The sequence below is a fragment of the Nodosilinea nodulosa PCC 7104 genome, from assembly GCF_000309385.1.
Lineage (GTDB): Bacteria > Cyanobacteriota > Cyanobacteriia > Phormidesmidales > Phormidesmidaceae > Nodosilinea > Nodosilinea nodulosa.
The window spans coordinates 426,455-449,379 of the sequence record NZ_JH976537.1 but is presented as its reverse complement, the minus strand read 5'-3'; the positions used below and the strand labels follow the sequence as shown (position 1 = coordinate 449,379).

The following is a 22,925-nucleotide window of genomic DNA, read 5'->3' as shown; positions in this document are numbered from 1 at the left end:
CTATCTCATAGGCGTTGCCACGCTCGACCCAAAAAACAGGTTAGGGGCTGTAACCGCTAGCTCTTAGGCCATTGGCGATTAATTGATGACGGCCCCCAATTAAAACTCAATGCTGTCGGGGGTGCGGGGAAAGGGGATGACATCGCGGATGTTGCCCATGCCGGTCATAAACTGCACCAGGCGCTCAAAGCCCAGGCCAAAGCCCGCGTGGGGCACGGTGCCAAAGCGGCGCAGATCCAGATACCACCAGTAGTCTTCGATGGGTAGCCCCGCTTCGGTGATGCGGCGCTCCAGCACGTCGAGGCGCTCTTCCCGCTGGGAGCCGCCGATGATCTCGCCCACCTTGGGGGCCAGCACGTCCATCGCCGCGACGGTCTCACCGCCGTCGTTGAGGCGCATGTAGAAGGCTTTGATGCCGGTGGGGTAGTCGGTGACAATCACCGGCTTTTTAAACAGGTCTTCCGCCAGGTAGCGCTCGTGCTCCGATTGCAGGTCGATGCCCCACTCCACCGGGAACTCGAAAGTTTTATCGGTCTTTTCCAGCAGTTTCACCGCCTCGGTGTAAGTAATGCGCTCGAAGGTGTTGTTGATAATGTTGTCGGCGGTGGCCAGCACCGAATTGTCGATGCGATCGTTGAAAAAAGCCATATCCTCCGGGCACTGCTCCAGCACCGAATGGAAGATGTACTTGAGAAACTCTTCGGCCAGATCCATATTCCCCGTCAGGTCGCAGAAGGCCATCTCCGGCTCCACCATCCAAAACTCCGCCAGGTGGCGGGAGGTGTTGGAGTTCTCGGCCCGAAAGGTGGGGCCAAAGGTGTAGACGTTGGTAAAGGCCATGGCCATAATTTCGGCCTCAAGCTGGCCGCTGACGGTGAGGTAGGCGGGCTTGCCAAAGAAATCCTGGCTGTAGTCCACCCTGCCGTCCTGGCCCTTGGGCGGATTGGCCAGATCTAGCCCGGTAACGGCAAACATTTCCCCCGCCCCTTCGCAGTCGCTGGCGGTGATGATCGGGGTGTGCATCCACAAAAAGCCGCGATCGCTGAAGAACTGGTGAATGGCCTGGGCACAGGCATTGCGCACCCGAAATACCGCGCCCAGGGTGTTAGTGCGCGACCTGAGATGGCCCAGCGTCCGCAGGTACTCAAAGGAATGGCGCTTTTTCTGGAGCGGATAGGTTTCGCCATCGGCGGTGCCGTAAACCGTAATTGAGTCAGCCTGAAGCTCTACCCGCTGGCCCTTGCCGGGCGATTCCACCAGAGTGCCGCCAATGCCCACAGACGAGCCGGTGGTCAGCTCCTTAACTACGGTGTCATAGGCCGACAGATCGGCGTTGAGCACCACCTGCAAGCCCGCCATCGACGAGCCATCGTTCACATCGACAAAGGTGACACCCTTGGCCTCGCGCTTGGTGCGCACCCAGCCCTGAATGGTAACGGCCTGGCCTGGTTCGCCAGCGTGCAGAATGTCTCGAATGCGCGGCATAGTCGTGCTCAGTCGGTAGGGTTATACGGATTGTTACCTATTCTGACCCACTGCGGCTCTGAAGCGGAAGGTTAGATTTAGGGCGTTGCTGCGTGAGGCATGAATTGGGGTAAGGGCAAACGACCATTTATAGCTGTAGCAGTCTGGTTAAGACATGTTTCCTAAGAATGTTCAAACGTTGGAACGTCCATAGGGTTTCTGGATGTCCTAACCTGCTATACCCCTGCGAAAGGCGTTGGTTTTTCAGGTATGTCTGCTTTTAGCACCCCTGGCTCAGGCCGTTTGCCCCAGCCTATCGAACCAGGTCGTCTACCGGACCACATATATGATCAATCTTTAAGGAACCTGAATTAACTGACAAAGGTATTTATAGCTACAAAAGCCCCCCCACTTTGCCCTTAGTATCCATAATGCAAATTTCTATGGGTTTTAATATTGCTTGCTATTAAAGCCCAAAGGCTGATATAAGGGCTCCCTGAGGCTTTATAAAGTCGACCACAGTCGTTAAAAGGGTGCAAACTTTCGGTTTAGTTTTGAGTCAGGTTTTAAGTTCCTAAAATTGTTGATTTAGACATTGGCTCCAGACTTTATCTAAGAGTATTGAGCCTGGTTCAGTAAGCTTTTGATCAAACAATTTTGAGGGCTTTATGTTTGTCTGAGGGGTTCTTATTAGACCACTGAGACGATAAGCGCTGTAGTCGGAAATTTCCCGTCCTGGGGTTGCCAGTTTCCGTCGCTATAGCGTGTTTTTTCAAGGCTGTCTAACGGTAGGCCTCTCAGGCTTTTCTCCGACTCCGATCGCCCCTGTGGTACGCCTGCTCCCGTGGAGAGGCTAGCGCTGACGACTGGGCCATCTTCCCAGGCATGAAGCAGCAGAGCATCGTTTCGATGGGCTAGGCTGGCCCGCGACTCCGCCTCCGTATCGCGACTATTTTTCATTTAACTAGGAGACTGCTATGAGTGGAAACGAATTGCGCGCCCAGGCCATTGCCAGTATTGCCTGCCGTCCCAAAGTGTCTGTGAGCACTCCGGGGCGGCTCGAAGATCTGTGGGCCAAGGATGTCTTTAGCCTCAGCAAGATGCAGGAATGCTTGCCAAAGTCGGTGTTTAAGTCGCTGCAAAAGACCATTAAAACCGGCGCCCCCCTGGATGTGACGGTGGCCGATGTGGTGGCCGTCGCCATGAAGGACTGGGCTATTTCTAAGGGAGCGCTCTACTACTCCCACATGTTCTACCCGCTGACCAACGCCACCGCCGAAAAGCACGACGGCTTTATTTCGGTGCAGAGCGATGGCTCGGTGATTTCAGAATTTTCTGGCAAGGTGCTGGTGCAGGGCGAACCCGACGGATCGTCCTTTCCCAACGGCGGCATTCGCTCCACCTTTGAGGCTCGGGGCTACACCGCCTGGGACGTGACCAGCCCCGCCTTTGTGATGGAGACCGACAACGGCGTCACCCTCTGCATTCCCACCGTGTTTGTCTCCTGGACCGGGGAAGCGCTGGACAAGAAAACCCCGCTGCTGCGCTCCAATGCGGCCATGAGCAAGGCGGCCACCCGCGTCCTCAAGCTGCTGGGCTATAGCGAAGTGGCCCCGGTTAACTCTAGCTGCGGCGCTGAGCAGGAGTATTTTCTGGTCGATGCCAGCTTCGCCAGCGTGCGCCCCGACCTAATGCTGGCAGGCCGCACGCTGTTTGGTCGCCCTCCGGCCAAGGGGCAGCAGTTCGACGACCACTACTTTGGGGCGATCCCTGAGCGGGTGCAGATCTTTATGCAGGATGTGGAGGAGAGACTCTACCGCCTGGGCATTCCGGCCAAGACCCGCCACAACGAAGTGGCCCCCGGCCAGTTCGAAATTGCGCCCTTTTTTGAGGCGGCCAACGTGGCCAGCGACCACCAGCAGCTGCTGATGACGGTGCTGCGCAACACGGCCAAAAAGCATGGTTTTGTCTGTCTGCTCCACGAAAAGCCCTTTGCCGGCATCAACGGCTCGGGCAAGCACGTCAACTGGTCGGTGGGCAATGCCACCCAGGGCAACCTGCTGGATCCCGGCGATACCCCCCACGACAATGTTCAGTTTTTGGTGTTTTGCGGTGCGGTGATTCGCGGCGTGCACAAGTACGGGCCGCTGATGCGGGCGGTGATTGCCAGCGCCAGCAATGACCATCGGCTGGGGGCCAACGAGGCTCCACCGGCCATTATCTCGATCTACCTGGGGTCGCAGCTTCAGGATGTGTTTGACCAGATCGCCAAGGGCGAGGTCACGGGTTCTCAGGCTAAGGGCGAAATGAACCTGGGGGTTGATACCCTGCCAGTCTTTCCAAAGGATGCAGGCGATCGCAACCGCACGTCCCCCTTTGCCTTTACCGGCAACCGTTTTGAGTTTCGCGCCGTCGGCTCGGGCCAGTCGGTGGCCGGGCCGCTGGTGGCGATGAACACCATTCTGGCCGATTCCCTTGACTGGATGGCCGACCAGCTCGAAGCCAAGCTCGGCAGCGGCATGGAGCTAAATACGGCCATCCAGAGCATCCTGAAGGAGGTAATTCACGACCACGGGGCCGTCGTGTTTAACGGCAACGGCTACTCTACCGAGTGGCACGAAATGGCCGTCAACGAGCGCGGCTTACTCAACCTGCGCACCACCGCCGACGCCCTGCCCGTGCTGCGTGAGCAGTACATCGAAGACCTCTTCACCCAGGAAAAGGTGCTCACCCCGGTGGAGCTGGGCAGCCGCTTTGAGGCCTACTCCGAGCAGTATATCCAGTCCATTGAGGTGGAGGCTAAGCTGGTGATCAGCATGGCCAAGACCATCATCTACCCCGCTGCCGTGCGGTACATGGGCGAACTGGCCAAGACCATCGACAGCCTCGATGAGATCGGCATCGAGTTTGGCAAAGACAGCGTAGTCAAGGTGGCTGAACTCACCCAGTCGATGATGGCTGCGGTGGGCGAGCTCAGCGACATGATGACCAAGCACTTCATGTCGGTGGAAGAGCATATGCAGTTCTGCGCCCAAACCATTCGCCCGCTGATGGATCAGGTGCGGGAGTATGCTGACGCCCTCGAAGGCGAGGTGGCCGACGATCTCTGGCCCCTGCCCACCTACCAGGAGATGCTGTTTATCAAGTAGAGACCAGCGGTTGTTGCCCTGGCCAATGTGCCCCGGCGAGAAATTCGAGAAGTTTTGAGCCATACCTGAGTTCAAACCTTCCCGATCGCGCTGGGGGGCAGCTACAGCCCTGCTGCACCATACGCCCTCGCCTGGGGTTTTCCCGCCGGAGAACCCAGCGGGGGCTTTGCGCTGGGCGTAGAGTAGCCCACCCATAGCCGCCGCGCTGCTGGAAAAAGCTGACCCAGGGCGCAGCGCTGGCCGATTGACCCCCAGGGCTTGAAGCAAACCTGCCAAACCGGCGGGGGAAAATGTGATGGATGCGACTGGGAGAATTGTCCCAGATCGGAGCGGCCAGAATGGGATATTCGTCGCTGGTCGTTGGGGGTGTGAGCCGATAAAGTTGAGGCTAGGTCTGATGCGCAGCACCGGAGCCACCGCTGTAGCCCCGCGATCGCTGCCTTAGATCAGACCAATATTCTGTCGTGGGGCCAACCCAGTGAAGTCTGACCTGACGCGATCGCACACTCCGCTCCGACAGCTCCTCTACGTTGAGTGGGTCCTGTTGGGCATGGCCGTCCTGATGACGCTGCCCTCGTTTGTTTTTTATCCCGGCCAGAAAATTGTCTGGGCCTGGGTTGGCATGATTGCGGGGCTGGCGGTCATGGGGCTGCATTTGCCCCGGCGGCGGCCCTACAAAATTGGCTACACCGCCGCTGAGCTGGGGCTGCTGCTGAGCCTCGCCGCCCTGAGCAGCAGTCAAGCCTCGTCAGCGCTGCTGCCGCTGCTGCCGCTGCTGGGGTTGGTTGTGGTCATTCGCAGCTGCCAAATCTTTCAGGTTTGGGGTCGGGTGGCGGTGGTGGCGGTGGTATTTCTGCTGCACGGGACGGTGGTGTTTGCCTTTGGCGATGTGCCTCTGCCCCAGATGGTCGTAGAGCACCTCGGCACTGCGCCCGCCCGGTGGCAGGTAAATGCCTTTAAAACCAACCTGATCGTCTTTTTTGGCCTGGTGCTGGTGTTTGTCCTGCTGCTGGTGGATGCGCTGCTGTCGGTCTACCACAGCCAGCAGGACCTGGCGGTGGCCCACGAGCAGCTGCGGAACTACGCCGCCAGGATCGAAAGCCAGGCCACCCTCCAGGAGCGCAACCGCATCGCCCGCGAAATTCACGACTCCCTGGGCCACGCCCTGACCGCCCAAACGATTTTGCTGGAAAATGCGCTGCTATTTTTGCCCCCCGCCGCCGACCGGGCTAGGGACTATCTCAGGACGGCTACCCAATCGGCCTACCAGGCGCTGCGAGAAGTCTCCCAATCGGTCTCCACCCTGCGCACCGGAGCGCTCCAGGAAGTTCCCCTGAGCAAAGCGATTCCGGTTTTGGTGAAGGAGATCTGCCAGTCCGCCCACATCGTTCCAGACTATCTAATTGAGCTGCCTGAGCCCCTCGCCGAAGACCTTAGCCTGGCCCTGTTTCGCATTGTTCAAGAAGCCCTAACCAACACGGTCAAGCACAGCCAGGCCATTTTGGTGCAGGTCAGACTGGTGGCTAAGGCCGACCGCCTTCACCTCCAGGTGCGCGACAACGGCAAAGGCTTTGACCCCAGCAAAAACACCACCGGCTTTGGGCTGCGGGGCATGCGCGAGCGGGCCGCCGCCCTGGGGGGCACCTGTCAGATCTGGAGCGCCCCTGGGGCAGGCTGCCGCATCAGCGTTGTGCTGCCGCTGCCCGCCGCGCCCATTGCACCCGTTGCGCCCACTGCGCTCAACGACTATCCGAACTAGCCGCTGAGGCCCGCTGGAGGGGACAGAAGATCGCGGCTGCACCCCAGATTCTATAGCCATAGTTACGTTGGTTAGGACATCCAGAAACCCTATGAACATTCAAACGTTTGAACGTTTATAGGAGACATGTCTCAACCAGACTGACCGCTATACTTCGCGTTTTCTCCCGTATCTTCCCCCCGCACCGCCCATGATCCGCCTCCTGCTTGTCGATGACCAGACCATTATTCGCCAGGGATTAGCCAATTTGCTGGCCGCTCAGCCCGACTTGACCGTCGTGGGAGATGCCGAAAACGGCCAGCAGGCGGTGGAGCAGGTGGCCACCCTCTACGACACCCCCCGCCAGCCCGACGTGGTGCTGATGGATGTGCGAATGCCTGAAATCGACGGCGTAGCGGCGACTCGCCAAATCTGCGCGGAGTTTCCGGCGGTAAAAATTTTGGTGCTCACCACCTTTGACGATGACGACTACGTTCAGCAGGCCATGCGCTACGGCGCCAAGGGATACCTCCTCAAGCAGACCCCCGTAGCCGATCTGGCCGTGGCGATTCGGGCCGTGCACCGGGGCTACACCCACATGGGGCCAGGGCTGTTTGAAAAAACCTTTGCGGCCCCAGAGCCGCCAGATTCTATAGCCCCGGTGGGTGCTCCGGTGATGCCTCCGGCCCTAGCCGCCCTCTCTCCCCGCGAGCAGGAGGTGCTAAAGCTAATCAGCAACGGCTACAGCAATCGCGAAATTGCCCAGGCGCTATTTATTTCTGAGCGCACGGTGCGCAACCACGTGACTAGTATTCTCAGTCAGCTTCAGCTGCGCGATCGCACCCAGGCCGCCCTGCTGGCCAGGGGCTTCTGGTGAGCAGGCATTCGAGCTGTTTGGCGTCGCCCTGGGGCGGGAGTTTTGCTGGGCGGAGATAAAGCCACCGTCCATGCGTTTCTGCGCTTCTGCGCTCTTGCGATCGGCAGTTGCCAACAAACGTACGCCGTAGTTTCCCAGGCGCACCAGAACCGGCCCTGGCTCTATTTATTCTGCCTTTGGCTGCTCCAGGCGGGGGTGGTGGGCCTGCTGACGGCGCTGCTTCGTCCACCCGGGCTGGTGCCACAGCCGCTGGCGACCGCCGAGTCCGTAGATCCAGATTGCCGCCGCTGCCCAGTGCACAAAGACGATGAGCCACAGCGATCCCGTAATCCAATAAACGCCGGTTAGCACCAGTCCGAGCCAGCCCACGAGGGTCAGAAAGCGGGGGTCGCCCAGGGTTGGCTGGGCGGCTTGGCGCAGGGTTTTGCCCAGCAGCCAGTGAAAGCCCACAAACAGCAGCAGGCTCACCACCGCCCAAACCAGCCAGCGATCGCCCGGTACGCCCTCTACGGGATGGGGCAGCAGCCAGACCCGAAAGACGATCTCTTCGACGAGGGCTGGCACAAAAAACAGCCGCACCAGGCCCAGGCCCGCGGAAACGGGATGGTGCAGGGCAGGGCGGCGGCTCAGAAATCCGTTCCTGAAGCCGAAGGGCAGGGCGAACAGCCCGTACAGCGCCAGGGCGGCGGCCCCCAGCCCGGCCATGGCCCAGCTCGGCCACACCACGATCGCATCGGTCAGTCGCTGCACAGCCCGGCCCACAAACGGCACCAGCCCAAACAGCGTCGTGGGCGGAATCGGCTCGACGAGAGGATCGTTGCCGCCGACCATATTGGTGCGCAGAAACCAGAGCTGGGCGCCGTTTTCTAAAAACACCCGCGACACCTCATCGTGGCCCCAGCGGGGCATCATGGTGCGCCAGCTGAGGATGCCGGAGATGGCCCCCTTAACGAGGCCAGTGGGGCTCTTAAAGTTGCCAGCCGGGGCAATGCCGGCCAGGGCTGCGGCATTGTTTTTCCAGTCGGGGCGCACTGCTCCGTAGGGGATGAGCATGGTCTCCAGCGCTTTGCCCACCGCCCCAAAACGCTGAATGCGGTCAATTTCAGGGCTGTCGGGATTGGCTTTGACCCAGGCCACAATGGCAGGATTTTCGAGAATTTGCCGCTTGATCTGCTCGATCGCAATGTACAGCGCCTGGTTAGAATCCTGCACGCAGGACGTAGCCGGGGTCACCGCCGCCACGCCGGTGCCATCGCCAGTGCGGTAGCGGGCCGCCAGCACCTGGGTCTGGTTGAGCAGCTCCCAGAATAGCGAGACGGTGGTGTCACCAAACTTAAACGGTGTCGTAAAGGCGTCGAGCTGAACGACCACATCGGAAATGGGGCGGATGCCCAGCCAGCCCCGCTGCATGTCGCCCGTAAACGACTCCCAGTTGTGGGTACCCGAGATCAGGCCGCCCGAATTGTGGGCATAAACCTGCTGGTACAGCACGCTGAACTGCAATTCCTGGGCGATCGGTTCCTGCACCACCTGGGCCAGCCCGTAGGCAAAATGTCCGCTGACGGTGCCGCCGGGCGTAGCCTCCCCGTGCTTGCCGCCGATGCCGCCAAACAGATGAATCACCAGGGCAATGTCGTTTTCTTGCCACTGGGCCAGGGCGGTTTCGCCGCTGCCGCCCGTGGGGCTGACCAATACCCGCTGCACGGTGCCCTTGCGCTGGGGCTCTTGTTTCCAGTTTTGATCGTCGATGTAGTTCAGCCCCTCGGTTGTGCCCAGGACAATTTCGTCGGGCTGGAGCTGAAACAGGCCCCTGGGCTTGAGCGCCTGCACCGTAAAGACCCCATCGCCGCTGCGGCTGCCGTAGATGTACCACCCGGCGGCTCCGGCGGGGGAGTTGGCCAGGTCGCGGATATTCGAAAAAAAGCGATCGCCTTTGACCCTCGGCTGCTGGGGAATGCGAACGGTGCCGATGGGGCCGCTGAAGTCTTTTGTGGCGGTGTTAAAGTGCTGCACCCGGAAATATTCCGTCGGGCAGGGCGGCGAGCCCGGACATTCCGCTGGCGGCGGGGCGGCAACGGCGGTATCGGGCCCAAGAATAGTCACCAGGCCGTACTCGCGCCCGCTAATTTGAAACGGCTCCAGGTCAGTTTGCAGCACCGGCTGCCCCTGCTCCTCTGCGAGCGTTACCTGGGACTCAAACAGCCTAACGGTTACGTCATCCCTGGGCCGCGCCCCCGCCAAAGACTGGAGCGGCCCCACCCGGGTTCGCCCGTTTAGCCGCACAGGGACAATGTTGCCGTTGGCGAGGGATGCCTCGGCCTGGGCGTTAAAGGCAATGTCGCGGGTGACGCTCGCCTGGTAGGCGTCGTTTTCTGCGCTGGGCTGCCACGTCAGCCGAATGATCTGCCCCAGCAAATTGGGCGCTGCCGCCGGGCTGTGCCAGACCTCAAACCAGGCCCAGTCCCCGGGGCGATCGGCATACTCCTGCACCGAGGGCAAAATCAAGCGCCCAATCCAGCCGCCGTTGGGGCGAAAGTTGGGCGATGAGGGCAGCGGCTGAATGGGGTAATTTTCGACCCGATTGAAGGGGGCCGCCTGGGCCAGTTCGTAGTTAGAGACCTGGGCGGCAGGGGCGATCTGGAGGGTGAAAAGAATGGCCAAGGCCGCCGCCGCCAGCGCTAGCCCAAACCGCCAGGGGGGCCGCCTGCCGCCCAAAAGCTGCCCACAGCGGCGCTGATTAGGGGGTGACTTAGCCATAGGAACGTTTTGTTGGGGTCGGGTTTCAAGGCGTTTCCACACGGGCGCAGCGCTAGCCAACGATTTTGCCATTGCTGAGGCGCTGCGATCGCATTGAAATTTACAGCTAGTAGACTGCGGCACAAGTGTGACGACTACTGTCAATCGCGGGGGAGCCAGGGAGCCAAGCGAGCTGGAATAGTCGGCCTATTTCAGCCTTCGAGCACCAGGCGGATAAAAATAGAAATCGCCTCACTGGGGGCGTTATTTGACGACCCAAAACCCCATATTACAGGCTCAGTGCTGCGGTCACTAAATCTGCTCAAAACTAGCGCCATGAAATCACGGCAAGGGCTAAATTCACAGGCAAAATTTTGCCTTCCCAAAGCCCTCAAAAATTTATTTAACCCAGCTCCACAGCCGCCCGGGCAGGCTCCCAGGACCAGATGGCGCTGTAACGGTAGCTCAAGTGCGGAGGCGTAAAAATATGAAAACTATAGGATTCGAGTTCTCCTAAAATTGCGCCAACGCGAGAAATTGCACGTTAAAAAATATGACTTTATAGCTCAGGAGTTGACGTCTTTTAGGCAATGTTGCAATTATTATGGGGCTTGCAAACCACCCACCGGGCAGCGCTGCTCCGGCAGCTCTGGTTCGGCCTGATTTACTCCTGGTTGACTGACAAAAATTCTGCTGTCGGTTGGTGTTGAGCGAAGCGTTCGCGCAGCGTCTCCAGCAGAGAAAACCCAGCCCCAGTAACGGTTTTGTCGGGTTTAGCTTTAGTTGACCCAACCTGCGGCAGCATAAGGGTTTCAAGGGTTTCGTCAGTCAACCAGGATTTAACCCATCCGATTTACCCAATACGTCGGATTGAGCCTGTCAGCGAGCGACAATTCTGGCGGAGTTCGCTGAGCGATGGCTCCTTTCGGGGTGGCTGCGAGATTTGACCCGTTTATTAGTCCATGAAACCTACTGGTGATCCTAATGGCTTTATCTCGTTCCGCTGCGGTGCTTACCGCCGCTGCCACGGCCCTGATGGGGACAGTAGCCTGCGTTGCCCCTTCGACGGGTCCTGGGGTGCCGCCTTTGACGGGCACCGTTTGGGAGCTACAGCAAATTCAGATGAGTGATGGCGCTCTGCTAACCGCCAACCCGCCGCAAAACTACACCGCTGAATTTGCCGATGACGGCCAGGTATTTGTGCAAGCCGACTGCAACCGGGCCGTGGGTCAATTTACCGAATCAGCAGACGGGCAAATTTCGGTGCAGCTGGGGCCAACCACGCTGGCGGCATGCCCCGAGGACAGCATTAGCCCTCAGTTTTTGCAGGCCATGAACAATGCCAACCTCTATTTCTTTCAGAACAACAACCTCTTTATCGATCTGAAGTTTGACAGCGGCACCATGCAGTTTTCGGGCAGACCAACCCCGGCCCTGGTGGGCACCCTGTGGAAGCTCCAGCAAATTCAGCTCAGCAACGATACCCTGCTGGTGCCCGATCAGCCCGATAGCTACACGGCTGAATTTTTAGAGGACGGCACCCTGCTGGTGCAGGCCGACTGCAACCGGGGACGAGGCACCTTTTCAACCACCGACGATCACAGGCTTGAGGTCTCTCCCATTGCCACAACCATGGCCGCCTGCCCGGAGGGTTCCATCGGCAGTGACTTTGTGCAGGCCCTGGGCAACTCAGGCACCTACTTTTTCCGGGATGGCAAGCTCTTTATCGACCTCGCCTTCGACAGCGGCACTATGACGCTGGTCGCTGACTAGTAGACTGCGGCGTGCGTCTGTTTCGTACTGGCGATCGCAGGGGGGCTGGGGGGCTGGGGAGCCAGGGGAGCTATAGCCATAGTCACGTTGGGTAGGAGATCCAGAAACCCTGTGAACGTTCAAACGTTTGAACGTTCATAGGAGACTTGTCTTAGCCAGACTGGCCACAGCTCTGGGCACAGCCATAGACGATGGCTTCATTTCCGCCCGGCAGGCCTGGGGTTCGGCTCGAAACCCTATCGACGGGTCCCCAGCCGCAGTGGACCGTGCTCAAACCAGTGGGGTCAGCAGGAAAACGGCTAGCGGGTGAGGGAGCCGGGGGCGCGAGAATCTTTGATGACCTGCCCATCGTGGAAGGTGATAATGCGATCGCACTGCTCGGCCACCTGGCGATCGTGGGTCACCATGATCACCGTCATGCCTTCGCGGTTGAGGTCGGCAAAGATCGCCATTATGCTCTGGCTGGTGTGAGAGTCTAGCGCCCCGGTGGGTTCATCGGCCAGCAGCAGCTGGGGCCGATTGACGATAGCGCGGGCGATCGCCACCCGCTGCTGCTGGCCCCCCGACAGCTGGTTGGGGCGGTTGTGTATGCGGTTGCCCAGGCCCACTTTTTCCAGGGCGCGACTGGCGCGAGACCTGCGCTTGGCTTTGGGCAGATTGGCGTACACCATGGGCAGCATCACGTTTTCCATGGCGGTGAGCTGGGGCAGCAGGTGAAACTGCTGAAACACAAAGCCTAGGGTGCGATTGCGCACCTCGGCTAGGGCGTTGGCCCCCATGGTATCCACGGGGTTGCCGTCCAGCCGGTAGGTACCGCTAGTGGGCCGATCGAGGCAGCCGAGAATCGCCATCGCCGTCGATTTGCCCGACCCCGACGGCCCCACAATGGCGCAGTATTCCCCCGCCCGAATGGTGAGGCTAATCGGTCTGAGGGCCTGGACAGTGAGCTCGCCGCTGCCGTAGGCTTTGCTAACGCGATCGAATTCTATCAGGGCCATCGGTTCAGCTCCGCAACGCTACAATCGGGTCCAGCTGGGCGGCGCGGCGGGCGGGCAAAATGCCAAACACCAGGCCAATGCCGCCAGAGACCGAAAACGACAGCGCGATCGCCCCCCAGCTCACCCCCGCCTCCAGCGGACTCAGCAGCACCATCAGCCCAATGCCGCCAACCCCAAACCCGGCGCCAATCAGCCCCCCCGTCACCGCCAAAATCACCGCCTCAATAGTGAACTGGGCCATCAGATCTGCGCCCTTGGCCCCGATCGCCTTGCGCAGGCCAATCTCCTGGGTGCGCTCAGTCACCGACACCAGCATGATGTTCATAATGCCAATGCCCCCCACCAGCAGCGAAATGCTGGCGGTAAACCCCAGCACCAGCACCAGCATGTCGGTAATGCTGGCCGCCGTAGTCAGCAAATCCTGCTGGCTCTGCACCGTAAAGTCGTCGTCATCGTACAAAAGCCCGTGGCGCAGCCGCAGCAAATTGGTGATCTGGTACTGGGCGGCGCTGGCCTGGGCCTCCTGGCGGGTGGAAACGGCAATCGTCTGCACCGATGTGCTGGTTTTGCCCGCCTCCTGGCCGGTGAGCTGGTTAGCCATCACCCAGATGGGAATGTAGATTGCCTCATCCTGGTTTTGCCCAAAGGACGACCCCCGCGAAGCCACCACGCCAACGACCGTAAATCGCAGGTTGCTGACGCGAATACTTTGGTTTAGAGGATCCTGCCAGCCAAACAGAGTCTGGGCCACCGCACTGCCCAAGACCGCCACCGGCATGCTGGATTGGTTATCCACGGGGCTGAGAAACCGACCCTGAGCTATGGAAATCTGGCGCACGGGCACATAGTCGGGAGTAGTCCCAACGACGTTGGCCTGGGTTCCCGCCGTCCCCCTGGTCACCCGCAGCCGCTGGCTCTTCTCCGGCGAAACGGCACTGACTGCCGGCACCTCCGCCGCGATCGCCTCCGCATCGGCCAGGGTCAGCGTATCGGCCCGCGTTGAGCCAGCCCCCGGTCCCCGCTGGGCATCCCCCGGCGTCACAAACAGCACGTTGGTGCCCAGCGACTCAAACTGCCGAGTCACATAGCCCTGGGTCGCCTGCCCCGCCGCCACCATCGCAATCACCGAGGCATTGCCAATCACAATGCCCAGCATCGTCAGGCCGCTGCGCAGCCGGTTGGCGTTGAGGGTTTTGACCGCCATAGTGGCGTTTTCGAGCAGATTGAGAGGCATGGGGGAGTGGGGAGTGGGGGATGAGGGGATGGGGGGATGGGTGCGGGGAAGAGGGAGATGGGGGAGATGGGGAAAGGGGGGGAGATAGGGAAGGGGGGAGGTTAGGTTAGCTTCACCGGAGCTGTGAACCGGTTCGTTGGCAGAACAGAGGTTTAAACCGATGATCAATGACTCCTTTCCGTGAGGTGCAGGACGACGGAACGTCCTGCTCGACGGGGGTCTGGGGCCAGCGAAATGGCCCCGGCAGCAGACCCGGCTTTTGACCCAAATTGTGCGCCGCCACAGCCCTAGTACTCGAAGGCTGAAACATCTCCACCGCTTTGGCGCGCTTGGCTCCCTCGCTCCCCTGCTCCCTCGCGATTGACAATAGTCGTCACACTTGTGCCGCAGTCTACTAAGGCAGCGGCGATGGCGGCGCAAACGACGCCCCGCCCTCCGTCGGCGGCAGGTCAAGAAAAATGCGATCGCCCGCCGCCAGCCCCGACACAATCTGAGTCTTGCCATCCTGGGTAAAGCCCACCGTGACCGGCTTAAAAACAGGCTTACCCGCCGGGTCCGCAACTCGCACGCCAAGCTCCCCGTTTTCCGTGGCGATCGCCACCGTCGGCACCACCAGCGCGTTCGCCAGCGTTTCGCCCGTAAACGTGGCATCCACAGTCATGCCCGCCTTAAGCTGATCCAGCCCCGACAGGGGTTCCACCACCACCTGAAACACGGTCACGTTATCTTCAGTCACCGCCTCGGGAGGAATGCGCTTCACCCGGCCCTTAAACACCTGCTGGGGAAAAGCATCGGCCACAATGTCCACCGATTGCCCCGCCCTGATCTGGGCAATGCTGGCCTCCGACACATCAATGGTGATATCGAGCCCCGAAGAGATCGCCAAGATTGAGCTAGAAGTGGCCGAAGCCGTCGCCGAAGCCGAGGTGGTGGGGGTAACGATCGCCCCCACCGTGGCATAGGTTTGAGTAATCACCCCATCGAAGGGGGCGCGAATCGTCGCCTCCTCGATCTGAGTTTGAGTTGCGGCGACCTTAGCTTCGGCGGCCGCTACGGCGGCGGCGGCGGCGGCGATGTCCTCCGGGCGAGAGCCACTGGTCGTTTCTTCGAGCTGGGCCTGGGCCTGGGTTAAGCTGGCCTGGGCGTTGCGGGCCTCGTTGCTGTACTGGTCGAGATCATTCTGGGAAATTGCCCCGCGATCGGCCAGTGCCTGGTACCGCTCCAGCTGGGATGCTGTCAGCGTCACCTGAGAGGTTGCTGCGGCTACTTCAGCCCTGGCCCGCCGAATCTCCTCATCTCGATTGCCCGCCACGACTTTGGCGTAGTCGGCGTTGGCCTGGGCCAGCTGGGCCTGGTCTTGCTGTAGCTCATCCGTCAGCGTGCCCACTTCCATCTGGGCCACCACCTGTCCGGTCTTCACCTGGTCGCCCTGCTCACCATAGAGGGCTGCTACCCGCCCGGCGGTTTTAGGACTGAGGTTAACGGTGTCCTTAGCGACCACGCTACCGCTGCCCTCAACCCGCACGGTGAGCGATCGAACCTCGACCGGCTGGGTCAGCTCCTCCAAGGACAGATCCTGGGATTTGTGAGGCAGCAGCGGCAGCAGCCTTGGCCCTAGCAGGCCTAAAAGCCCCAGCAGCCCCACTAGGGAAACGCCCCAGATCAGCGAGCGGCCCTTAAATTTGGGCGGCAGGGGTATGGGAGATTTAGACGGCGGCGGCGGCGGAATCGCCTCCTCCTGCTGGCGCAGGGGGCGCGAGTACGGATTGGTTGTCATGGCAAAACCATCGAAGGCAGCAGTTCTATGGGCGGTGGTAAGAGCATGGTTGATTCACTGGGCTGTTTGCCGGGTTTGGCTCAATCTTGTTTTCAGAAAGCTCCCCTCGATCGCGCTGGCAGAGCGCCAAGAGGAGCGCCATGGAGTGAAGTGGAGGGGTGAACCGAAGCCGGTTAAAGGCCCGGAAAGCCGATTCGCTGAGCCTGCTGAAGCTGCTCTGAGGTCAAAATACCCCGCAACTCCTGGGCCATGTTTTCCTGGAGGCTGGCTAGCTGACTGGATTGAGCCTCCGTCAGGTCGAGCTGACTGATTAAGTCAGCAGGGTTCCCCGCTCCCGATTGGTTGCGCTGTTGGGCCTGCAAGTCTTCTAGCTGCTGCTTCTGGCTGGCGGTCAAGATCCCGTTCAAACTCGACTGGTAGTTTTGCATCACACCGCGCAGCTGCCGCATTTGAGACCGGCTCAGGTTGAGCGATCGCAGCGCTTCACGGGGAGGTGCACCAGCGGGCTGGCCATGGGCCATCTGGGGAGCAACCAGCACCATGGCGCTAATACTGAGGCCGACCATGAGTAGCTTGGATGTTGCTCGAATAGCGGCTTTAGGAATCATTCGATTTCTCCAATAGTGATATGACGCTGACCCCACGGCGCTCAGCTGGGCCTCAAGGAGCCGAGCCATGCCCGTGGAATAGCCCCATCCTAGGGACTCGCCCCCCGCCTCCGCCTGAAGCAAATCTCCCAACCTCAGCAGGGCAATTGTCGCCCTCGCAGGTAGGAGAATTGTCCTAACCTCCCGCCATAGAATAAAGACTTCCCTTAGCCTCGGGTCAGGCTATTTCGTTCTCAAGGAAGGCTGAAGGTGGTAGAGTTTCAGGCCGATCCACGTTTTCCGTAAGGCTTGTTTTCCGTAAGGCTTATGGATCTGCTCTCGCAATTTCCTGCTGTTGCCCCGCAACCTAATCTTGAGGCGCGACATCTTGAGGCGTGACCAGAGAGATGAGGTTTTTACAGCCTCCGCTGATCTGCCAGACGTGCGCAGGGCTTCTGGAAAGCGCCCACTTGCCCTCCTGCCGCCACTCCCGTCTATCATGGGGAACATCGCACCCGTGCAGCAGTAGGAGTCAGGGACGTGGAGTCCAGCAAGTATAACCCCGCAGAGATTGAGAAAAAGTGGCAGCAGGCCTGGGCCGAGCAGGGGCTCGATCGCGCCGTGGAGAACCCTGACCAGCCCAAGTTCTATGCGCTGTCAATGTTTCCGTACCCGTCGGGGAACCTGCACATGGGCCATGTGCGCAACTACACCATTACCGACGTGGTGGCGCGGGTGCGGCGGATGCAGGGCTACCGGGTGCTGCACCCGATGGGCTGGGATGCCTTTGGGTTGCCTGCTGAGAATGCGGCGATCGATCGCGGCATTCACCCGGCCCAGTGGACCTATGCCAATATTGACCAGATGCGATCGCAGCTCCAAGAGCTGGGCCTCTCCTACGACTGGGAGCGGGAAGTGGCCACCTGTGCCCCCGACTACTACCACTGGACCCAGTGGATTTTCATTCAAATGCTGAAGATGGGGCTGGCCTACCAGAAAGAGGCGGCGGTCAACTGGGATCCCATCGACCAGACGGTGCTGGCCAACGAGCAGGTAGATAGCGAGGGCAAATCCTGGCGATCGGGGGCGATCGTCGAGAAAAAGCTGCTGCGCCAGTGGTTTCTCAAGATCACCGACTACGCCGAAGAACTGTTGAGCGACCTGGACAAGCTGCCCGGCTGGCCCGAGCGGGTGCGCACCATGCAGGCCAACTGGATTGGCAAATCCACCGGGGCGCGGGTGGTGTTCAAAACCGAAACTGGCGACGATCTGCCCGTCTTTACCACCCGGCCCGATACGCTCTGGGGGGCCACCTTTATGGTGCTGTCGCCCGAGCATCCGCTGGTCGAAAAGCTCACCGCCCCCGATCGCGTCGCCGCCATCGATGACTACCGCAAGGAGGCCGCCGCCAAGAGCGAGATCGATCGCACCGCCGAGGACCGCGAAAAAACCGGCGTGTGGACGGGCAGCTACGCCGTGAACCCCGTCAACGGCGACAAGATCCCCATCTGGATTGCCGACTATGTGCTGATGGGCTACGGCACCGGGGCGATCATGGCCGTGCCCGCCCACGACCAGCGCGACTTTGAATTTGCCCGCAAATTCAGCCTGCCGGTGAAGGTGGTGGTGCAGCCCGAGGGGGAAAGCCTCGACGGCGACACCCTAACCGCCGCCTGGGCTGGCGACGGGGTGATGGTCAACTCTGGCCCGCTGAATGATATTCCGGCGGGTAAGGGCGAAGCGCAAAGCGTGCCCGCCGCCATTCACTGGCTGGAGGCCAACGGCAAGGGCCAGGGCGAGTCGAACTACCGCCTGCGCGACTGGCTGATCTCGCGCCAGCGCTACTGGGGCGTGCCGATTCCGGTGGTGCACTGCCCTGAGTGCGGCATTGTGCCCATGCCCGACGACCAGCTGCCCGTCACCCTGCCCGAGGATGTGGAATTTTCGGGTCGCGGTGCCTCGCCGCTGGCCCAGCTGGAGGACTGGGTGAATGTGCCCTGCCCCACCTGCGATCGCCCCGCCCGGCGCGAAACCGACACCATGGACACCTTTATCGACTCGTCCTGGTACTTTTTGCGCTACACCGACGCGAAAAATCCTGAGGCTGCGTTTGATACCGCCAAAGCCAACGGCTGGATGCCCGTAGACCAGTACGTGGGCGGCATTGAGCACGCCATTCTGCACCTGCTGTACTCGCGGTTTATTACCAAGGTACTGCGCGATCGCGGCCTGCTCTCCTGCGACGAGCCCTTTCAGCGCTTGCTGACCCAGGGCATGGTGCAAAACACCGCCTACAAGAACCCAAAAACGGGTAAGTATGTCGCCCCCGAAAATGTGACAGACCCGGCCAACCCCGTAGACCCCGACACCGGCGACAGCTTGGAGGTGTTCTACGAAAAGATGTCGAAGTCTAAATACAACGGCGTTGACCCCAAGTCGGTGCTGGCTAAGTACGGGGCCGACACCGCCCGCATGTTCATTCTCTTCAAAGCCCCTCCCGAAAAAGACCTGGAGTGGGATGACGCCGATGTCGAAGGGCAGTTTCGCTTCCTCAATCGGGTGTGGCGACTGGTCACCGAATATATTGCCACCGCAGGGGCGAACGGCGGTTCGCCCACCGGGGATTTGGCCGCAGCCGATCTTTCCAAGGACGAGAAAACCCTGCGCCGCGCCATTCACAACGCCATTCAGGCGATCACCGAAGACATCGAGGGCGACTACCAGTTCAACACCGCCGTCTCGGAACTGATGAAGCTCAGCAATGCCCTGACTGATTCGGCAGCAAAAGATTCCCCCGTTTACACCGAGGGCGTGCGCGCCCTGCTGCTGCTGCTGGCGCCCTTTGCGCCCCACATGGCCGATGAACTCTGGCACCAGATGGGCCATACCGACTCCGTTCACCGCGCCCCCTGGCCCGTGTTTGACCCCAGCGCCCTAGTCGTCGACGAAATTACCTTGGTGATTCAAATCATGGGCAAAACGCGCGGCACCCTGGAGGTACCCGCCGACTCCGACAAAGCTGCCCTGGAGCGCTACGCCCGCGAGTCGGAGGTGGCCCAGCGCTACCTCGACGGCAAGGAGGTCAAAAAGGTGATTGTGGTGCCGGGCAAGCTGGTCAACTTCGTGGTGGCGGGGTAGCAGCTGGTACTCAATGGCGGAAGTTTAGGGACTATTTAAGCCAGGGGGCAGGGGAGCGAGGGAGATGGGCCGTCAGAACGGCAGGTGTATGTCAGTCATTGAGTACTGGCCCTCACAACTCTGCCGCTGGTGGGTAAAGGCCTTTGGTTTTAGGATGGGCACTTGTCTGTAGCGATCGCCGAAAACGTTCCCATTACTCTGCTGCTACCGCGTGAGAACCGATAAGCTTTACTACCAAATTTTTCTCACTCAGCCATCTCTGCTGGCCGACCTCATCCCCGGTTTGCCTGCCAATTGCGCCTTCGAGTACGTGGCCCCGGTGGTGAAGGAAAGCGAGTTTCGTCTAGACGGGCTGCTGCTGCCCCTGTCCGACGATCCGACCATTCCGGTCATTTTTCTAGAAGCCCAGATGCAGCCCGACAGCCGCTTCTACGGGCGCTACTTCGCTGAGACCTACCTCTACCTTTATCAGTATCAGATCGATCGCCCCTGGCGCGGCCTGCTCATTCTTCAGTCACGGCACCAGTCTCTCGGCAGCGAAACCCCCTACCATGACCTGCTAGACAGCAAGGTACAGCGCATCTACCTGCAAGATCTTCTGCATGAAACCCAGCTGCCCCCGGCCCTGGCCCTACTACAGCTGATTGTGCTGCCCAACGAGGCCACCGCCCTAGCCGCCCAGGCTTTGCTAAGTACGGTCAAACCCCAGGGCGCAGAGGCTTTTAAGCAAACCCTGAGTTTGGTAGAAGCTATACTCGTCAATAAGTTTCCGCAGCTCACCACCCAGGAGATTTTAGTGATGTTAGACATCAAAGCAGCTGACATCCGGCAGACCCGATTTTATCAGGAAGTCTTAGAGGAAGGTCGCGAAGAGGGCCGCGAAGAAGGCCGCGAAGAAGGTCGGCAACAGGCTGAGGCAATGCTGCTGGTTCGATTCTTAACACGTCGTCTGGGGTCACTGTCAGAACTTCAAATCGCTCAGATTCAGGCCCTTTCGCTAGCGCAGCTGGATGCGCTGTCGGAAATTCTGTTTGATTTGGCTGACCTGGCGGCATTGGACGCATGGTTGCAAGCTCATCCGGCGACAACCCCTCAAACGACAATACCAGAGCAAATAGAGAGCTAGGGGGCAGGCTGAGAATCATTAGGCGATCGCCTGTTCAAGCCATCTCAACGCCCTCTCGGCAGCGGATCACTGCATCAGCGGATTACAACAATAGGCCCGAAAGCCTGGCGATCGCGTAACTAAGTATGTGGACATGAAACTTTCATAAAGCCACAGGGCACAATGGGCACAATGGCGGATGCGCCAGTGAGTGAACAGCCCCCGTTCCAATTGCCCATGTCAGATACGGTTATTCAAGTCGAAAATCTCGGCAAAAAGTATGTGCTTGGTCACCAGCAGCAGGGTAGCTCTCGCTATGTGGCCCTGCGCGATGTGCTGGCCGATGGCGTTAAGTCTGTGGGTCATCGCCTGCGCCACCCCCTTAAGCCTAAAACCGACTCCAGCAAGGAAGAGTTTTGGGCGCTAAAGGATGTCTCCTTTGAGGTGAAGCAGGGGGAGGTAGTGGGCATTATTGGCCGCAATGGGGCAGGTAAGTCTACGCTGCTAAAGATTTTGAGCCGCATTACGGAGCCAACGGAAGGGCGGGTGCGACTGCGGGGCCGAGTGGCGAGTTTGCTGGAGGTGGGCACGGGGTTTCACCCGGAGCTGACGGGGCGGGAGAATATTTTTCTCAACGGCGCAATTTTGGGCATGAGCCGGGCCGAGATTAACCGCAAGTTTGATGAAATTGTTGACTTTGCGGAAGTAGAACGATTTTTAGATACACCGGTTAAGCGCTATAGCAGCGGCATGTATGTAAGGCTCGCCTTTGCGGTCGCTGCTCACCTGGAACCAGAGATTTTAGTGGTGGATGAGGTATTGGCCGTAGGCGATGCTGCCTTTCAAAAAAAGTGTTTAGGCAAAATGGAAAATGTAGCTCATCAGGAAGGGCGAACTATTCTGTTTGTTAGCCATCAAATGTCTGCGATTAAAAACCTTTGTTCTAGAACGATTGCATTGAGCAGCGGCACCGTTCAATTTGATGGTGATTCACAGTCAGGGATTAGCTTTTACTTGCAAGATCTGGCTAGAGCGTCAAGCAAAACCTCTGTCGCCCAAATTCGACGAACGGGCACAGGTGATTTAATGATTACTGACTTTTGGGTTGAGGATGTTGAGGGAGGATTGATCACAACCGTAACATCTGGAAGCACTATTTACCTTAATTTTGGCTTCAAGGTAAACTCTCAAAGCCCGCTTAAGAATGTCTCTATAGGGTTTAGCCTACACACTAACCTGGGAGATGTTCTAACAATTTTATATAGCGATTATATGGGAGTTTCGTTTGATAACATATTTCAGCAGGGCTACATAAGCTGTCAAGTGACAGACTTTCCCTTTTCAAAAGGGCGATATTATATAGGAGTTCGGGCAGTTGTAAATAATTTAGAGGCCGATTGGCCAAGAGATTTTATAGGTTTTATCGATGTAGAAGACGGCAGTTTTTATGGCAAAGGCAGAACGCCTCACAGCGGCATTGGCCCTGTTTTGCTCAAAGGGGAATGGTCAGTTAAAGATGAGAAGATGTTTAATGAATGCCTTACGCAGCCATGAAATCTAAAATTACTCTCATGCGTAATGCCTCAAAAAAATATTCTCAGATATTAGGAGCGCTAATTAATCCTAGAGGCTACTCTATATACTCTAAGGAGTTTTATCTCTATCACAGGTTGTCTTTCTCTCAAGAAGGGGAAGACTTGGTTTTAAGCAGGATTTTTGATGGTCAGGAGAGAGGATTTTATGTGGATGTTGGTGCTCATCATCCACAGAGATTTTCAAATACTTACCTTTTTTATTTGAAGGGATGGCGAGGAATTAATATTGATGCTATGCCAGGCAGCATGGAGCCATTTGAAAAAATTAGACCTAGAGATTTAAACTTGGAAATGGCAATATCTGATCGAGAAGAAGTTTTAACATATTACGAATTTGATGAGCCAGCACTAAACGGATTTTCTGCTGAGCTTTCTAAAGAATACGAGGAAATCTCAAACCACCGAATAATAGCAACGAAAGAGATAAAAACAAGAACTTTAGCGAATGTCTTAGAAAACTATCTTGAGTTTGGTTCCGCTATTGACTTTTTAAGTGTTGACGCAGAGGGGTTGGATTATGAAGTTTTGAAGTCGAATGACTGGAGTAGATTTAGGCCTAAGGCCATTGTTGCTGAGGAGCTAACAAGAGAAGATACTTCTAGAGAGCCAAGGGTATCTGATTTCTTGGTAGCAAATGATTACTGCTTCTACTCTAAGCTGATGAACAGTTTCATTTTTCTAGATAACAATTTTTTGAAAATTAGAAGCAGTAAAAATGATTTTTAAGGCTTTAACTCCGAAATTTTTTATTTTG

15 protein-coding genes are annotated in these 22,925 nt (G+C 58.5%); 8 read left to right on the top strand and 7 right to left on the bottom strand.

The window, feature by feature from the left end; translation table 11 throughout:
- Positions 1-99: 99 nt before the first annotated feature.
- A complete protein-coding gene (gene asnS, locus LEPTO7104_RS0101845; protein WP_017296839.1) occupies positions 100-1,485 on the bottom strand; it encodes an asparagine--tRNA ligase in 1,386 nt (461 codons plus the stop codon).
- A gap of 956 nt (positions 1,486-2,441) precedes the next feature.
- Between asnS and LEPTO7104_RS0101840 the strand changes: the two genes are divergently transcribed.
- The 3 genes from LEPTO7104_RS0101840 to LEPTO7104_RS0101830 all read left to right on the top strand — a co-directional run bounded on the left by LEPTO7104_RS0101840 (position 2,442) and on the right by LEPTO7104_RS0101830 (position 7,228).
- Entirely contained in the window at positions 2,442-4,613 is a 2,172-nt protein-coding gene (locus LEPTO7104_RS0101840; protein ID WP_017296838.1) for a glutamine synthetase III family protein, read from the top strand.
- A 478-nt stretch (positions 4,614-5,091) separates the two neighbouring features.
- The gene (locus tag LEPTO7104_RS32375; protein WP_155523480.1) at positions 5,092-6,372 is read left to right on the top strand and encodes a sensor histidine kinase; all 1,281 of its coding nucleotides are present in this window, start codon (positions 5,092-5,094) and stop codon (positions 6,370-6,372) included.
- A gap of 190 nt (positions 6,373-6,562) precedes the next feature.
- Positions 6,563-7,228, top strand: coding sequence for a response regulator transcription factor (locus LEPTO7104_RS0101830; protein ID WP_017296836.1), 666 nt, complete (start codon positions 6,563-6,565; stop codon positions 7,226-7,228).
- 165 nt (positions 7,229-7,393) lie between these two features.
- Here LEPTO7104_RS0101830 and LEPTO7104_RS32370 read toward each other — a convergent pair whose 3' ends face one another.
- Positions 7,394-9,985 carry a CPBP family glutamic-type intramembrane protease gene (locus LEPTO7104_RS32370; protein WP_017296835.1) on the bottom strand — a complete coding sequence of 864 codons (2,592 nt, stop codon included), beginning with the start codon at positions 9,983-9,985 and terminating at the stop codon, positions 7,394-7,396.
- A 643-nt stretch (positions 9,986-10,628) separates the two neighbouring features.
- A complete protein-coding gene (locus tag LEPTO7104_RS39810; protein ID WP_155523479.1) occupies positions 10,629-10,769 on the bottom strand; it encodes a hypothetical protein in 141 nt (46 codons plus the stop codon).
- 179 nt (positions 10,770-10,948) lie between these two features.
- On the opposite strand from LEPTO7104_RS39810, the gene LEPTO7104_RS0101820 reads away from it, so the two are divergent.
- Positions 10,949-11,737 (top strand): META domain-containing protein, encoded by a 789-nt coding sequence (locus tag LEPTO7104_RS0101820; RefSeq protein ID WP_155523478.1) that lies wholly within the window; start codon positions 10,949-10,951, stop codon positions 11,735-11,737.
- A 299-nt stretch (positions 11,738-12,036) separates the two neighbouring features.
- Here the strand turns inward: LEPTO7104_RS0101820 and LEPTO7104_RS0101815 are convergent, their stop codons facing one another.
- From LEPTO7104_RS0101815 to LEPTO7104_RS0101800, 4 genes are all read right to left on the bottom strand, one after another.
- Positions 12,037-12,735 carry an ABC transporter ATP-binding protein gene (locus LEPTO7104_RS0101815; RefSeq protein WP_017296833.1) on the bottom strand — a complete coding sequence of 233 codons (699 nt, stop codon included), beginning with the start codon at positions 12,733-12,735 and terminating at the stop codon, positions 12,037-12,039.
- 4 nt (positions 12,736-12,739) lie between these two features.
- A complete protein-coding gene (locus LEPTO7104_RS0101810; protein WP_017296832.1) occupies positions 12,740-13,969 on the bottom strand; it encodes an ABC transporter permease in 1,230 nt (409 codons plus the stop codon).
- Positions 13,970-14,363: 394 nt separating this feature from the next.
- Positions 14,364-15,746, bottom strand: coding sequence for an efflux RND transporter periplasmic adaptor subunit (locus LEPTO7104_RS0101805; RefSeq protein ID WP_017296831.1), 1,383 nt, complete (start codon positions 15,744-15,746; stop codon positions 14,364-14,366).
- A gap of 173 nt (positions 15,747-15,919) precedes the next feature.
- Positions 15,920-16,354, bottom strand: a complete 435-nt coding sequence (locus LEPTO7104_RS0101800) for a hypothetical protein (RefSeq protein WP_017296830.1) — start codon at positions 16,352-16,354, stop codon at positions 15,920-15,922.
- Between the two features lie 519 nt (positions 16,355-16,873).
- Here LEPTO7104_RS0101800 and leuS point away from each other — a divergent pair.
- From leuS to LEPTO7104_RS0101780, 4 genes are all read left to right on the top strand, one after another.
- Positions 16,874-19,471, top strand: coding sequence for a leucine--tRNA ligase (gene leuS / locus LEPTO7104_RS0101795; protein ID WP_017296829.1), 2,598 nt, complete (start codon positions 16,874-16,876; stop codon positions 19,469-19,471).
- 211 nt (positions 19,472-19,682) lie between these two features.
- Positions 19,683-20,597, top strand: coding sequence for a DUF2887 domain-containing protein (locus LEPTO7104_RS0101790; RefSeq protein ID WP_017296828.1), 915 nt, complete (start codon positions 19,683-19,685; stop codon positions 20,595-20,597).
- 216 nt (positions 20,598-20,813) lie between these two features.
- Entirely contained in the window at positions 20,814-22,130 is a 1,317-nt protein-coding gene (locus LEPTO7104_RS0101785; protein WP_017296827.1) for an ABC transporter ATP-binding protein, read from the top strand.
- Positions 22,112-22,897: an FkbM family methyltransferase gene (locus LEPTO7104_RS0101780; RefSeq protein WP_225886915.1), complete on the top strand. Its 786-nt coding sequence runs from the start codon at positions 22,112-22,114 to the stop codon at positions 22,895-22,897. The genes LEPTO7104_RS0101785 and LEPTO7104_RS0101780 overlap by 19 nt, the downstream gene beginning before the upstream one ends.
- The last annotated feature ends 28 nt before the right edge of the window (positions 22,898-22,925 follow it).

What these genes read in the sequence shown, in the direction of transcription:
- asnS (WP_017296839.1), bottom strand. Translation starts at nt 1,485, where the DNA reads ATGCCGCGCATTCGAGACATTCTGCACGCTGGCGAACCAGGCCAGGCC.
- LEPTO7104_RS0101840 (WP_017296838.1), top strand. Translation starts at nt 2,442, where the DNA reads ATGAGTGGAAACGAATTGCGCGCCCAGGCCATTGCCAGTATTGCCTGC.
- LEPTO7104_RS0101830 (WP_017296836.1), top strand. Translation starts at nt 6,563, where the DNA reads ATGATCCGCCTCCTGCTTGTCGATGACCAGACCATTATTCGCCAGGGA.
- LEPTO7104_RS32370 (WP_017296835.1), bottom strand. Translation starts at nt 9,985, where the DNA reads ATGGCTAAGTCACCCCCTAATCAGCGCCGCTGTGGGCAGCTTTTGGGC.
- LEPTO7104_RS39810 (WP_155523479.1), bottom strand. Translation starts at nt 10,769, where the DNA reads ATGCTGCCGCAGGTTGGGTCAACTAAAGCTAAACCCGACAAAACCGTT.
- LEPTO7104_RS0101820 (WP_155523478.1), top strand. Translation starts at nt 10,949, where the DNA reads ATGGCTTTATCTCGTTCCGCTGCGGTGCTTACCGCCGCTGCCACGGCC.
- LEPTO7104_RS0101815 (WP_017296833.1), bottom strand. Translation starts at nt 12,735, where the DNA reads ATGGCCCTGATAGAATTCGATCGCGTTAGCAAAGCCTACGGCAGCGGC.
- LEPTO7104_RS0101810 (WP_017296832.1), bottom strand. Translation starts at nt 13,969, where the DNA reads ATGCCTCTCAATCTGCTCGAAAACGCCACTATGGCGGTCAAAACCCTC.
- LEPTO7104_RS0101805 (WP_017296831.1), bottom strand. Translation starts at nt 15,746, where the DNA reads ATGACAACCAATCCGTACTCGCGCCCCCTGCGCCAGCAGGAGGAGGCG.
- LEPTO7104_RS0101800 (WP_017296830.1), bottom strand. Translation starts at nt 16,354, where the DNA reads ATGATTCCTAAAGCCGCTATTCGAGCAACATCCAAGCTACTCATGGTC.
- LEPTO7104_RS0101785 (WP_017296827.1), top strand. Translation starts at nt 20,814, where the DNA reads ATGTCAGATACGGTTATTCAAGTCGAAAATCTCGGCAAAAAGTATGTG.
- LEPTO7104_RS0101780 (WP_225886915.1), top strand. Translation starts at nt 22,112, where the DNA reads ATGCCTTACGCAGCCATGAAATCTAAAATTACTCTCATGCGTAATGCC.